Genomic DNA, 12758 nt, shown 5'->3' on the forward strand with positions numbered 1-12758 from the left:
CGAGGATGACCCGGTGAACCGTTTTGTAATTGCTGACTCCACTGTCTGTATCGGCTGCCGCACCTGCGAAGCCGCCTGCTCTGAGACGCATCGCCAACATGGCCTGCAGGCGATGCCGCGGCTGCAGGTGATGCGTAATGAAAAAGAATCGGCACCGCAGATGTGCCACCACTGCGAAGACGCCCCCTGCGCCGCTGTCTGTCCGGTTAACGCCATCCAGCGCGTCGATGGCGCTGTCCAGCTCAACGAGAGCCTGTGCGTAAGCTGCAAACTGTGCGGCATCGCCTGCCCGTTTGGCGCGATCGAATTTTCTGGCAGCCGTCCGCTGGATATTCCGGCCAATGCCAATACCCGACTGGCGCCCCCCGCGCCGCCGGCGCCGGCCCGCGTCAGCTCGCTGCTCGACTGGGTGCCTGGGGTGCGCGCCATTGCCGTGAAATGCGACCTCTGCCACTTCGATGACCAGGGTCCGGCCTGCGTGCGGACCTGTCCGACCAAAGCGCTGATGCTGGTGGATAGCCGTGATATCGCCCTGGCCAGCAAGCGTAAACGCCAGCTGACCTTTAATACCGACCTTGGCGACTTGTCGCTGTTCCAGGCGCAACAGGGGGAGAGGGAATGAGTGTAATTGGATTAGTCAATCAGGCGGTGACATGGTACGCCGCCAGCGCCGTGCTGGCCTTTGTGTTTGCCATGCGTAAACCGCTCAGCGGCGCCATTGCCGGGATCGGCGGCGCGGTGGCCAGCGCCATGCTGGTGGTTGCCGGCGGCGCCGCGCTGTTGATGCCGGATCGGATCCACGGCGGCATGCTGCAGTTTCTCCATCTGACGATGCGGGTGGGCGGCGTGAACGCCCTGTGGCTGCTGGCCATTGGCCTGTCGGCGCTGCCGGTGTCGCTGTTTAACATTAGCTGGCATCGCCACCCGCAGGTGAAGGCCAACGGCCTGCTGGTCAACCTGCTGCTGGCCGCCGCCACCTGTGCGGTGGTGGTGACCAATATCGGCTCGCTGGTGGTGATGGCGGAGATCATGGCGCTCTGCGCGGCGTTTCTCACGGGCTGCGCCGCCTCCGGCAAGCTGTGGTTTGCCCTGGGTCGTCTCGGCACGTTGCTGATGGCCTGGACCTGCTGGCTGGTGTGGTCGACCTACGGCACCCTCGAGCTGGCGCAGATCAATCTTCAGGCGGTGGATATGATGCAGAGCCCGCTGCTGTGGCTGCCGGGGCTGGCGGGGTTCGCCCTGCTGGCGGGGGCTATCCCGCTGCACGGCTGGGCGCCGCAGGCGCACGCCGGGGCCAGCGCGCCGGCCGCCGCGCTGTTTTCCACTGTGGTCATGAAGGTCGGTCTGTACGGCATGTTAACCGTTTCGCTGGCCGGCGGCGTGCCGCCGCTGTGGTGGGGCGTGATGCTGCTGGTGCTGGGGATGATCACCGCCTTTATCGGCGGGCTGTATGCGTTGATGGAACATAACATTCAGCGCCTGCTGGCCTATCACACCCTGGAGAACATCGGCATTATCCTGCTGGGGCTGGGCGCCTTCGTCACCGGCGTGGCCACCCGCAACAGCACGCTGATGGTGCTGGGTTTCATCGGTGGCATGTATCACCTGATTAACCACAGCCTGTTCAAAACTACGCTGTTCCTCGGCGCCGGGGCGGTGTGGTTCCGCACCGGCCATCGCGATATCGAGAAGCTGGGCGGCATCGGTAAAAAAATGCCGCTGATCTCCCTCGCCATGCTGGTGGGGCTGATGGCGATGGCGGCCCTGCCACCGCTGAACGGCTTCGCCGGCGAGTGGGTTATCTACCAGTCCTTCTTCAAAATGAGCACCAGCGACCTGTTTATTGGCCGTCTTCTGGGGCCGCTGCTGGCGGTCGGCCTGGCGATCACCGGCGCGCTGGCGGTGATGTGTATGGCCAAAGTCTATGGCGTCACCTTCCTCGGCGCGCCGCGGAGCAAAGAGGCGGAAAACGCCACCTGCGCCCCCTGGCTGATGACCCTGAGCGTGGTCATGGCGGCGGTCTTCTGCCTCGTTGGCGGCATCGCCGCGCCGTGGCTGCTGCCGCTGGTGAGCGGTGCCTTCCCGCTGCAGGCCCAGGTGTCGAGCGTGGTGTCGCAGCCGATGATCGCGCTGCTGCTTATCGCCTGCCCGCTGCTGCCGTTCTTGCTGATGATCTTCTTTAAAGGCGATCGCCTGGCGGCGCGCTCGCGCGGCGCGGCCTGGGTCTGCGGCTACGATCACGAACAGTCGATGGTGGTCACTGCCCACGGTTTCGCCATGCCGGTGAAAGAGGCCTTTGCGCCGCTGCTGAAGCTGCGTCACTGGCTGAATCCGGTGCGTCTGGTGCCGGGCTGGCAATCGGCCTCGGCGCCAGCGCTGCTGCGCGGAATGGCGCTGGTTGAGCTGGCGGTGCTGGTGGTGATTGTCATTTCGCGAGGAGCCTGAGAATGAGTTTGTTAATTGCATTGCTACAGGCGCTGGCGCTGTTTGCCGTCGCGCCGCTGTTATCCGGGATCGTTCGCGTCGCCCGCGCGCGGCTGCATAACCGCCGCGGTCCGGGCGTGCTGCAGGAGTATCGGGATATCCTGAAACTGCTGGGCCGCCAGAGCGTTGGTCCCGACGCCTCGGGCTGGGTGTTCCGCCTGACGCCGTACGTCATGGTGGGCGTGATGCTGACCATCGCCACCGCCTTGCCGGTGGTGACGGTGGACTCTCCGCTGCCGGTGCTTGGGGATCTCATCACCTTGATCTACCTGTTCGCCATCGCCCGTTTCTTCTTCGCGATTTCCGGTCTGGACACCGGCAGCCCATTTACCGCGCTGGGCAGCAGCCGCGAAGCGATGCTCGGCGTGCTGGTGGAGCCGATCCTCCTGCTGGGCCTGTGGGTCGCCGCGCAGGTCGCCGGCTCGACGCACATCAGCACCATTACCGATACCCTTTATCACTGGTCGGCAGCGCGCAGCATTCCCTTGATTCTGGCGCTGTGCGCCTGCGCCTTCGCCACCTTTATCGAGATGGGCAAACTGCCGTTCGATCTGGCGGAAGCGGAGCAGGAGCTGCAGGAGGGGCCGCTTTCCGAGTACAGCGGTAGCGGCTTTGGCATCCTGAAGTGGGGCATCAGTCTCAAACAGCTGGTGGTGCTGCAGATGTTTGTCGGGGTCTTTTTCCCGTGGGGCCAGATGACCAGCTTCAGCGTCGGCGGCCTGCTGCTGGCGCTGGTGGTGGCCGTCGTCAAGCTGGTGGTGGGCGTGCTGATCATCGCGCTGTTCGAGAACAGCATGGCGCGTCTGCGTTTTTGTGCCACCTCCCGCGTCACCTGGGCCGGGTTTGGTTTTGCCTTTTTAGCCTTCGTCTCCTTGCTGGTGGCGTGATTTAAGAGAGTTTGAGCATGTCTGAAGAAAAAATCGGTCAACACTATCTTGCGGCGCTGCACCAGGCCTTTCCGGGCGTGGTGCTGGACGAAGCCTGGCAGACCAAAGACCAGTTAACCATCACCGTGAAGGTCAATTACCTGCCGGAAGTGGTGGAGTTTCTCTACTACCAGCAGGGCGGCTGGCTGTCGGTGCTGTTCGGCAACGATGAACGTAAGCTGAACGGCCACTACGCGGTCTATTACGTACTGTCGATGGAGCAGGGCACCAAATGCTGGATCACCGTGCGCGTGGAAGTGGACGCCAACAAACCGGAATACCCGTCGGTGACGCCGCGCGTGCCGGCGGCGGTGTGGGGCGAGCGCGAAGTACGCGACATGTACGGCCTGGTGCCGGTCGGCCTGCCGGACGAACGCCGGCTGGTGCTGCCGGATGACTGGCCGGACGAACTCTATCCGCTGCGTAAAGACAGCATGGACTACCGCCAGCGTCCGGCGCCGACCACCGACGCCGAAACCTACGAGTTCATCAACGAGCTCGGCAGCAAGAAAAACAACGTGGTGCCGATCGGTCCGCTGCACGTCACTTCCGATGAGCCCGGCCACTTCCGCCTGTTCGTTGACGGTGAGAACATTATCGATGCCGATTACCGTCTGTTCTATGTCCACCGCGGCATGGAGAAACTGGCGGAAACCCGCATGGGTTATAACGAAGTGACTTTCCTGTCTGACCGCGTGTGCGGCATCTGCGGCTTCGCCCACAGTACCGCTTATACCACCTCGGTGGAGAATGCGATGGGCATCGTGGTGCCGGAGCGGGCGCAGATGATCCGCGCCATTCTGCTGGAGGTGGAACGCCTGCATTCGCACCTCCTGAACCTTGGTCTGGCCTGCCACTTCACCGGCTTCGACTCCGGCTTTATGCAGTTCTTCCGCGTGCGCGAAACCTCGATGAAGATGGCGGAGATCCTCACCGGCGCGCGTAAAACCTACGGTCTGAACCTGATCGGCGGGATCCGCCGCGACCTGCTGAAAGAGGACATGATCCAGACCCGTCAGCTTGCGCAGCAGATGCGTCGCGATGTGCAGGAGCTGGTGGATATGCTGCTCAGCACCCCGAACATGGAGCAGCGCACCGTCGGCATTGGCCGGCTGGACCCGGAAATCGCCCGCGACTTCAGTAACGTTGGCCCGATGGTGCGCGCCAGTGGCCACGCCCGCGATACCCGCGCCGACCATCCGTTCGTCGGTTACGGCCTGCTGCCGATGGAGGTTCACAGCGAGCAGGGCTGCGACGTGATATCCCGCCTCAAGGTGCGGATCAACGAGGTTTATACCGCGCTGAACATGATTGATTACGGTCTCGATAACCTGCCCGGCGGTCCGCTGATGGTGGAAGGGTTCACCTATATCCCGCACCGCTTCGCGCTGGGCTTCTCCGAGGCGCCGCGCGGCGACGATATCCACTGGAGCATGACCGGCGACAACCAAAAACTGTACCGCTGGCGCTGCCGGGCGGCGACCTACGCCAACTGGCCGACCCTCCGCTACATGCTGCGCGGCAACACCGTTTCCGATGCGCCGCTGATCATCGGCAGCCTCGACCCGTGCTACTCCTGTACCGACCGCATGACCGTGGTCGATGTACGCAAGAAGAAGAGCAAAGTGGTGCCGTACAAAGAGCTGGAGCGCTATAGCATCGAGCGTAAAAACTCGCCGCTGAAATAGAAATAATTGAGCCATTGCGTGGGGCCCCTCACCCCGACCCTCTCCCCACAGGGGAGAGGGGGAAGGGCAGACGAGTGCGAATTCACTGACCGTGCAGAACTGTCCCCTCTCCCTTTCAGGGAGAGGGCTAGGGTGAGGGTAAAAGGCCGTACACAACCTGGGAGCAATAATGTTTACCTTTATTAAAAAAGTCATTAAGACCGGCACCGCGACGCACGCCTACCCGCTGGAGCCGATGCCGGTAGATAAAAACTTCCGCGGCAAGCCGGAGCATAACCCGCAGCAGTGTATCGGCTGCGCGGCCTGCGTGAATGCCTGCCCATCGAACGCCCTGATGGTCGAGACCGATCTGGCCACTAACCAGCTGGCGTGGCAGTTCAACCTCGGGCGCTGCATCTTCTGCGGCCGCTGCGAAGAGGTCTGCCCGACGGCGGCGATTAAGCTGTCGCCGGAGTATGAGCTGGCGGTGTGGAAGAAAGAGGATTTCCTTCAGCAGTCGCGCTTCGCTATCTGCCACTGCCGGGAGTGCCAGCGGCCGTTCGCAGTGCAAAAGGAGATCGACTACGCCATCGCGCTGCTCAAGCATAACGGCGATACCCGCGCCGAGCTGCACCGCGAAAGCTTCGAAACCTGCCCGGAATGTAAGCGCCAGAAATGTCTGGTGCCGTCCGATCGTATTGAACTGACCCGCCACATAAGGGAGGCCAGCTGATGAGCACTTTACTTGGCCCGCGCGATGAAAACGGCATTCCGGTGCCGATGACGGTGGATGAATCCATCGCCAGCATGAAGGCCTCGCTGCTGAAGAAAATCAAACGTTCCGCCTACGTTTATCGCGTCGACTGCGGCGGCTGTAACGGCTGCGAAATCGAAATCTTCGCCACCCTTTCGCCGCTGTTCGACGCTGAACGCTTCGGGATTAAAGTGGTGCCTTCGCCGCGCCATGCCGATATCCTGCTGTTTACCGGGGCGGTGACCCGCGCGATGCGCTCCCCGGCGCTGCGCGCCTGGCAGTCGGCGCCGGATCCGAAGATCTGTATCTCCTACGGCGCCTGCGGCAACAGCGGCGGCATCTTCCACGACCTGTACTGCGTCTGGGGCGGTACCGATAAAATCGTACCGGTCGATGTCTATATTCCGGGCTGCCCGCCGACGCCCGCTGCTACCCTGTACGGCTTCGCCATGGCCCTCGGCCTGCTGGAGCAGAAAATTCACGCCCGCCTGCCGGGCGAGCTTGACGAACAGCCGACCGAGCTGCTGCACGCCGATATGGTACAACCCCTGCGGGTGCGTATCGATCGCGAAGCGCGGCGTCTGGCGGGCTATCGCTATGGCCGGCAGATTGCTGACGACTATATGCGTCTGCTCGGCCAGGGCGACAGCCAGGTGCTGCGCTGGCTGGAGGCGGAAAAAGATCCGCGTCTGACCGAGATCGTCACCCATCTCAACCAGGTGGTCGAGGGGGCGCGTATCCGATGAGCGAGACGGTGGTGTTCAGTCAGCTGAGCCGTAAATTTATTGATGAGAACGACGCCACGCCGGATCAGGCGCAGCAGGTGGTCTATTACAGCCTGGCGATTGGCCACCACCTCGGCGTTATCGACTGTCTTGAGGCGGCGCTGAGCTGCCCGTGGGAGGCGTATCTGGCGTGGATCGCCACCCTTGAGGCCGGCAGCGCCGCACGGCGCAAAATGGAGGGGGTGCCGAAGTATGGCGAGATCGTCATCGACAGCAGCCACGTGGCAATGCTGGCCAACGCCTTTGATAAAGCGCAGTCCGCGCAGACCCCGCAGCAGCAGGCGTGGAGCAAAGCGATGCTCAGCATGCTGCATGATATTCACCAGGAGAGCGCCATCTATCTGATGGTGAGGAGATTACGTGACTGACGTTTTACTCTGTGTTGGCAACAGTATGATGGGCGACGACGGCGCCGGACCGTTGCTGGCGGAGATGTGCGCGGCGAACCCGGCCGGCCAGTGGGTGGTCATCGACGGCGGCAGCGCGCCGGAAAACGACATCGTGGCGATCCGTGAATTACGCCCCGAACGCCTGCTGATTGTTGATGCCACCGACATGGGCCTTAACCCCGGCGACATTCGCGTCATCGACCCCGACGACATCGCCGAGATGTTTATGATGACCACCCATAACATGCCGCTCAACTATCTGGTCGATCAGCTGAAAGAGGACGTCGGCGAGGTGATCTTCCTCGGCATTCAGCCGGATATCGTCGGTTTTTATTATCCGATGACCCAGCCGGTGAAAGAGGCCGTTGCCCGGGTGTACCAGCAGCTGGCAGACTGGCAGGGCCAGGGCGGCTTTGCCCGGCTGGAGGCCGCAGACGATTAACCCTGCGGCGATCAGGGCTCCCCGACGGCGCGCGACTGGCCTGCCGGGAGCCCCGTTACCGGCGGCGCCAGCTCAAGATTCTCTATCACTAATTTACCGGGCGACACCGAGACTCTGACCTGCGTGCCGACCGGAAATCCCGCCTGCTCCAGCCAGTCGCCGTTCAGGCTCAGGGCCGCGTGGCGGGTGTAGCGCCGCGTCTCCCGCGTTTTGCGGTTCTCATGGCGTTTTCTGACATAACCCACGGTTAACTGGCGAATGGCCCTGACGATCCCTCTGGCTGCGGGGGGCTGCTGTACGTTCATGATCTGCTCCTTGCTGAAGATACCCCTGAAAATATACTGGATAAAATACCAGTTGTTGTGAACGGGAGGCAAACCAGAAACTGGAATCAGGCTCGAGAAAAAAACATGTAATGGATGCAACAGAAAGCAGACGCCCGTCCCCCGGTCAGCGCAGGGAGACGGGCGAGCGCCGGAGACGCGCTTAGTCGAGGTCGGCGCCGTTGCTGGCTATCACCTTCTGGTACCAGAAGAACGACTTTTTACGCTTGCGCGCCAGCGTGCCGTTGCCGGCGTCGTCGCGATCGACATAGACAAAGCCGTAGCGTTTGCTCATCTCGCCGGTTGACGCCGAGACCAGATCGATACAGCCCCAGCTGGTGTAACCCAGCACCGGAATACCGTCGCCGATGGCGTCGCGCATCGCCTTGATGTGCTCGCGCAGGTAGCTGATGCGATAGTCGTCATTGATCTCGCCCCTGGCGTCGATCTCGTCCCGGGCGCCGAGCCCGTTTTCCACCAGGAACAGCGGCTTCTGATAGCGGTCGTACATCATGTTCATGGTGATACGCAGACCCAGCGGGTCGATGCCCCAGCCCCATTCGCTGGCCGGAATGTGCGGGTTCTTCAGCGACTTGACGATATTGGCGGCATTGGTGTTGCTGGCGTTCATCTCCGCCGAGGCGCAGCGTGAGGCGTAGTAGCTAAAGGAGACGAAATCGACGGTGTTTTTGAGGATCTCGTCATCGCCCGGCTGCTTCGCAATGGTGACCCCCTTTTCCCGGAACACCCGCGCGGCCCACACCGGGTAGGCGCCGCGCGCCTGGACGTCAATAAAGAAAAGATTTTCGCGGTCCTTCTCCAGCGCCATCCAGACATCTTCCGGCTTGCAGGAGTAAGGGTAGAAATTACCGCCCGCCAGCATGCAGCCGACCTGATTTTGCGGGTTTATCTCGTGGGCGATTTTTGTCGCCAGCGCGCTGGCCACCAGCTCGTGATGCGCGGCCTGGTACTTCACCTGCTCCTGGTTTTCTCCCGCTTCAAACACCAGACCGGCGCCGGAGTAGGGGCTGTGCAGCATGATGTTGATTTCATTGAAGGTGAGCCAGTATTTCACCAGACCGTCAAAAGCTTCAAAGCAGGTGCGGGCGTAGTGGCTGAAGAAATCCACCATTTTGCGGTTGCGCCAGGAGCCGTACTCCATTACCAGGTGCATCGGCACGTCAAAATGGCACAGCGTGACCAGCGGCTCGATACCGTGCTTTTTGCACTCTTCGAACAGCGAGCGATAGAAGGCGATGCCCTGCGGATTCGGCTGCTGCTCGTCGCCGCGCGGGAACAGGCGGCTCCAGGCGATGGAGGTGCGAAAGACGCTGAACCCCATCTCCGCCATCAGGGCGATATCTTCCTTGTAGCGGTGGTAGAAATCGATCGCCTCGTGGCTGGGGTAGAATTCGTCTTCGCGAAGCGTGAAGCGCTTCTCCAGGCCTAATTTTACCGGCAGACGGTGGGCGCCGTGGGGGAGGGTATCCACGGTGGCCATCCCTTTCCCCCCTTCGCGCCATGCGCCTTCAGACTGGTTGGCGGCCAGTGCGCCGCCCCATAAAAATCCCTGTGGGAAACTCGCCATGCGTTACCTCGTTATCAATGATGTGTTCAGGCGTGGGTTGCCTGGGCCTGGGCCTGGCGCGCTCGGGCGTCGGCGGCGGCCTGTTCAACGGGAATATCTTCAAAGCCGAGGATCAGCGTCAGGGCAAACGACAGCACTACCGACAGCGCCATCACGCCAAACACCCAGACGATGGTCATTGGATTGGCTGGATCGAAAAACTGCACGCTGGTGAACAGCCCCGGCGCCGCCATCGAGTGGCTGGCCAGTCCGGCGATACCCGCCACCGCGCCGCAGATAAAGCCGCTGATCAAGCTGGCGATCAGCGGGCGTTTCAGGCGCACCGCCACGCCGTACAGCGCCGGTTCGGAAATCCCGGCCAGAATCGCCGATGCCGCGGCGGCCAGCGCCGTCTGGCGCAGTTCCGGGTTTTTGGTTTTCCACGCCACCGCCAGCGAAGAGCCGCCGAGCGACAGGTTAGCGCCGATCTCCGACGGCATTACCATGCCCTCTTTGCCGGTTTCGGCGATGGTCTGAATGATGGTCGGCGTAAAGACCCGGTGCATGCCGGTCATCACCAGCAGCGGCCACAGCCCGCCCATGATCGCCACCGACAGCCAGCCGAGATAGCTGTGGATCGTATAGACCAGCGCGGAAATGGCGCTACCGATCCAGATGCCGAGCGGGCCAATCAGCAGGATCGCCAGCGGGGCGGCGATCAGCACGATCAGCATTGGCTTAAGGAAGTTTTTCGTCACCGCCGGGGTAATGCGATCCACCCAGCGTTCGATATACGACAGGCACCAGGTCATCACCAGCGCCGGGATCACCGTGTAGGTGTATTTCACCGCGGTCACCGGGATAAAGGCAAATTCAACGTGTTCGCCCTGAGCGGCTTTGGCCATTAATTCGATAAACCCGGGATGCACCAGCACCCCGGCGATAGCGATGGCCAGCGACATATTGGTTTTGAATTTCACCGCCGCGGAGGCGGCCACCATCAGCGGCAGGAAGAAAAATGCGCCGTCGCCGATAAGCGTCAGGAGGGTCAGCGTCGGCGAGCCTTTCGGCAACGCGCCGCTCATCTCAAGGATCATCGCCAGCAACTTGACCATCGATCCGCCGATAATCGCCGGGATCAGCGGCGACATGGTGCCGATCAGCGCGTCAAGGATCCCGGCGCCGATGCGTTTCAGGGTGACCGGCGCTTTGCCCTGCGGCTCGACCGGGCGCAGGTCGCCGGGCAGCAGATTCACCACCTCGCGATAGGCCTGTGAGACCGTGTTGCCGATGATCACCTGGCACTGGTTATCGCTGCGCACGACGCCGAGCACCCCGGTCAGGCCTTTCAGTGTAGGGCTATCGACCTGTTCGTTGTCTTTGACCACGAAACGCAGACGAGTCATGCAGTGGGTCACGGCGACGACGTTATCGACTCCGCCTAATGCCGCGACTATCTGTTGCGCCAGGGCTGCATAATTTTTCGACATCGGATTTTATCCTGTTTATCAATAGGGTACTGATCTGTTACCGCGCCGCATCGCCGGGCGATACCATGCTTTATAGGAAACCGGTTCCACAAAATCATGGTTAGTTTCATTTGATTGCACAAGAAATAAAAAAATATGATCTCAGTTTTGTGATTTTGATCGCTAATCGTCGCGGTGAGCAGGGGAGTGCTGTAAAAGCGGGAAACGTGCAGTACACTGCCTGCAACTTTTGCAACAGGAAGAATCACATGGCAACGATGCTGGAGGTCGCTAAGCGCGCGGGGGTATCGAAGGCGACCGTGTCGCGGGTGCTGTCGGGCAACGGCTATGTCAGCCAGGAGACCAAAGACCGGGTGTTTAAGGCGGTGGCGGAGAGCGGCTACCGACCGAATCTGCTGGCGCGCAACCTGGCGACCAAAACCACGCAAACCCTCGGCCTGGTGGTGACCAATACCCTGTACCACGGCGTCTATTTCAGCGAGCTGCTGTATCAGGTGGCGCGGATGACCGAGGACCAGGGGCGGCAGCTGATCCTCGCGGATGGCAAGCACAGCGCGCAAGAGGAGCGGGAGGCGATCCAGTACCTGCTGGATCTGCGCTGCGATGCGATCATCATCTACCCGCGTTTTCTCACTGTCGACGAGATGGATGAGATCGTTGAGAACCACTCGCAGCCGATCATGGTGCTTAACCGCCGCCTGCGCCGCCACGCCAGCCACTGCGTCTGGTCCGATCAAAAAGCGTCGGCGATGCGGGTGGTGGAGCGGCTGATTGCCCTGGGCCACCGCGATATCGCTTTTATTACCGGCTCCCTTGACTCGCCCACCGGCGTTGAGCGTCTTGCCGGCTACAAAGACGCGCTGGCTGGCCACGGCGTTACCCTGAACGAGGCGCTCATCGCCGAAGGGCGCTGGACGCCGGAAACCGGCGCGGCGGCAGTGGAGAGCCTGCGTCAGCGCGGGGTGACCTACAGCGCGCTGGTGGCAAGCAATGACGATATGGCCATCGGGGCGATGAAGCAGCTTCACCAGCTGGGCATTAAGGTGCCGGAGCAGGTCTCGGTGGTGGGGTTTGACGATATTGTGCTGGCGCCGTACATGGTGCCGTCGCTCGCCAGCGTCCGGGTGCCGGTGACGGAGATGATTAAAGAGAGCATTAATCGCCTGATATTTATGCTCGATGGCGGGGAATTCAATGTTCAGCAGAGTTTCCCAGGGGCGCTGATCGAGCGTGAGTCGCTGGTGGCGGGTCCCTGCGCCTGACGTCGTCAGCTGTCATCGTCACTACTGACGATGACAGCGCATCACCGATTAAAATCTATTTATTATCAATAATATAAAAATTGGAACGTATTATGCATACTCCGGCGCCTAACCCTCTTACTGCTGGAGAAATGGATGAACCGTTTCATTATCGCCGATGCGAGCAAATGCATCGGCTGTCGCACTTGCGAAGTGGCCTGCGTGGTGTCCCATCAGGAACATCAGGACTGCGCCTCCCTGACGCCGCACACCTTTCAGCCGCGTATTCATGTGATAAAAGGGGTCAATGTCTCCACGGCCACCGCCTGCCGTCAGTGTGAGGACGCTCCCTGCGCCAACGTCTGCCCGAACGGCGCTATCAGTCGCGATAAAGGCTTTGTTCACGTGATGCAGGAGCGCTGCATCGGTTGCAAAACCTGCGTCGTCGCCTGCCCGTACGGGGCGATGGAGGTAGTGGTGCGGCCGGTGATCCGCCATAGCGGCGCCGGACTGAACGTCGTGGCGGAAAAAGCCGAAGCCAACAAGTGCGATCTCTGCTTCCACCGCGACAGCGGCCCGGCCTGCATGGAGGTCTGCCCGACGCACGCCCTGGTCTGCGTAGACCGCAACAAGCTGGAGCAGATGAACCAAGAGAAACGTCGCCGCACGGCGCTGGCCTGGTAACCTCTG

Annotated in this window: 13 protein-coding genes; 10 read left to right on the plus strand and 3 right to left on the minus strand. The window is 61.5% G+C overall.

Features of this window, described 5'->3' with window-relative positions; genetic code table 11:
* Window positions 1-13: 13 nt before the first annotated feature.
* The 8 genes from GT756_RS14610 to hycI all read left to right on the plus strand — a co-directional run bounded on the left by GT756_RS14610 (window position 14) and on the right by hycI (window position 7447).
* Window positions 14-622: a 4Fe-4S dicluster domain-containing protein gene (locus tag GT756_RS14610; RefSeq protein WP_004205646.1), complete on the plus strand. Its 609-nt coding sequence runs from the start codon at window positions 14-16 to the stop codon at window positions 620-622.
* Window positions 619-2445 (plus strand): formate hydrogenlyase subunit 3, encoded by a 1827-nt coding sequence (gene hycC, locus GT756_RS14615; protein ID WP_004205647.1) that lies wholly within the window; start codon window positions 619-621, stop codon window positions 2443-2445. Before GT756_RS14610 ends, hycC begins: the two co-directional genes overlap by 4 nt.
* Before the next feature lie 2 nt (window positions 2446-2447).
* Window positions 2448-3371: a respiratory chain complex I subunit 1 family protein gene (locus GT756_RS14620; protein WP_096833459.1), complete on the plus strand. Its 924-nt coding sequence runs from the start codon at window positions 2448-2450 to the stop codon at window positions 3369-3371.
* A 17-nt stretch (window positions 3372-3388) separates the two neighbouring features.
* Window positions 3389-5098, plus strand: a complete 1710-nt coding sequence (gene hycE, locus GT756_RS14625) for a formate hydrogenlyase subunit HycE (RefSeq protein ID WP_004205649.1) — start codon at window positions 3389-3391, stop codon at window positions 5096-5098.
* Between the two features lie 169 nt (window positions 5099-5267).
* Window positions 5268-5810, plus strand: coding sequence for a formate hydrogenlyase complex iron-sulfur subunit (locus GT756_RS14630; RefSeq protein ID WP_048325491.1), 543 nt, complete (start codon window positions 5268-5270; stop codon window positions 5808-5810).
* Window positions 5810-6577 carry an NADH-quinone oxidoreductase subunit B family protein gene (locus GT756_RS14635; protein WP_002914891.1) on the plus strand — a complete coding sequence of 256 codons (768 nt, stop codon included), beginning with the start codon at window positions 5810-5812 and terminating at the stop codon, window positions 6575-6577. The genes GT756_RS14630 and GT756_RS14635 overlap by 1 nt, the downstream gene beginning before the upstream one ends.
* Window positions 6574-6984 carry a formate hydrogenlyase maturation HycH family protein gene (locus tag GT756_RS14640; protein WP_023318987.1) on the plus strand — a complete coding sequence of 137 codons (411 nt, stop codon included), beginning with the start codon at window positions 6574-6576 and terminating at the stop codon, window positions 6982-6984. The genes GT756_RS14635 and GT756_RS14640 overlap by 4 nt, the downstream gene beginning before the upstream one ends.
* Window positions 6977-7447: a hydrogenase maturation peptidase HycI gene (gene hycI, locus GT756_RS14645; RefSeq protein ID WP_023298125.1), complete on the plus strand. Its 471-nt coding sequence runs from the start codon at window positions 6977-6979 to the stop codon at window positions 7445-7447. Before GT756_RS14640 ends, hycI begins: the two co-directional genes overlap by 8 nt.
* An 11-nt stretch (window positions 7448-7458) precedes the next feature.
* Here the strand turns inward: hycI and GT756_RS14650 are convergent, their stop codons facing one another.
* The 3 genes from GT756_RS14650 to ascF form a co-directional block, all read right to left on the minus strand.
* Window positions 7459-7752: a SymE family type I addiction module toxin gene (locus tag GT756_RS14650; RefSeq protein ID WP_065696872.1), complete on the minus strand. Its 294-nt coding sequence runs from the start codon at window positions 7750-7752 to the stop codon at window positions 7459-7461.
* A gap of 181 nt (window positions 7753-7933) precedes the next feature.
* The gene (locus GT756_RS14655; RefSeq protein WP_064178263.1) at window positions 7934-9358 is read right to left on the minus strand and encodes a 6-phospho-beta-glucosidase; all 1425 of its coding nucleotides are present in this window, start codon (window positions 9356-9358) and stop codon (window positions 7934-7936) included.
* 26 nt (window positions 9359-9384) lie between these two features.
* Window positions 9385-10827: a PTS cellobiose/arbutin/salicin transporter subunit IIBC gene (gene ascF, locus GT756_RS14660; RefSeq protein WP_048295440.1), complete on the minus strand. Its 1443-nt coding sequence runs from the start codon at window positions 10825-10827 to the stop codon at window positions 9385-9387.
* A gap of 248 nt (window positions 10828-11075) precedes the next feature.
* Here ascF and GT756_RS14665 point away from each other — a divergent pair, with 248 nt between their 5' ends.
* A complete protein-coding gene (locus GT756_RS14665) occupies window positions 11076-12089 on the plus strand; it encodes a LacI family DNA-binding transcriptional regulator (RefSeq protein WP_135699174.1) in 1014 nt (337 codons plus the stop codon).
* Window positions 12090-12224: 135 nt separating this feature from the next.
* Entirely contained in the window at window positions 12225-12752 is a 528-nt protein-coding gene (gene hydN / locus GT756_RS14670) for an electron transport protein HydN (RefSeq protein ID WP_004205658.1), read from the plus strand.
* Window positions 12753-12758: the final 6 nt, after the last annotated feature.

Source organism: Klebsiella sp. Q2 (genome assembly GCF_009900705.1).
Classification (GTDB): domain Bacteria; phylum Pseudomonadota; class Gammaproteobacteria; order Enterobacterales; family Enterobacteriaceae; genus Klebsiella; species Klebsiella quasipneumoniae.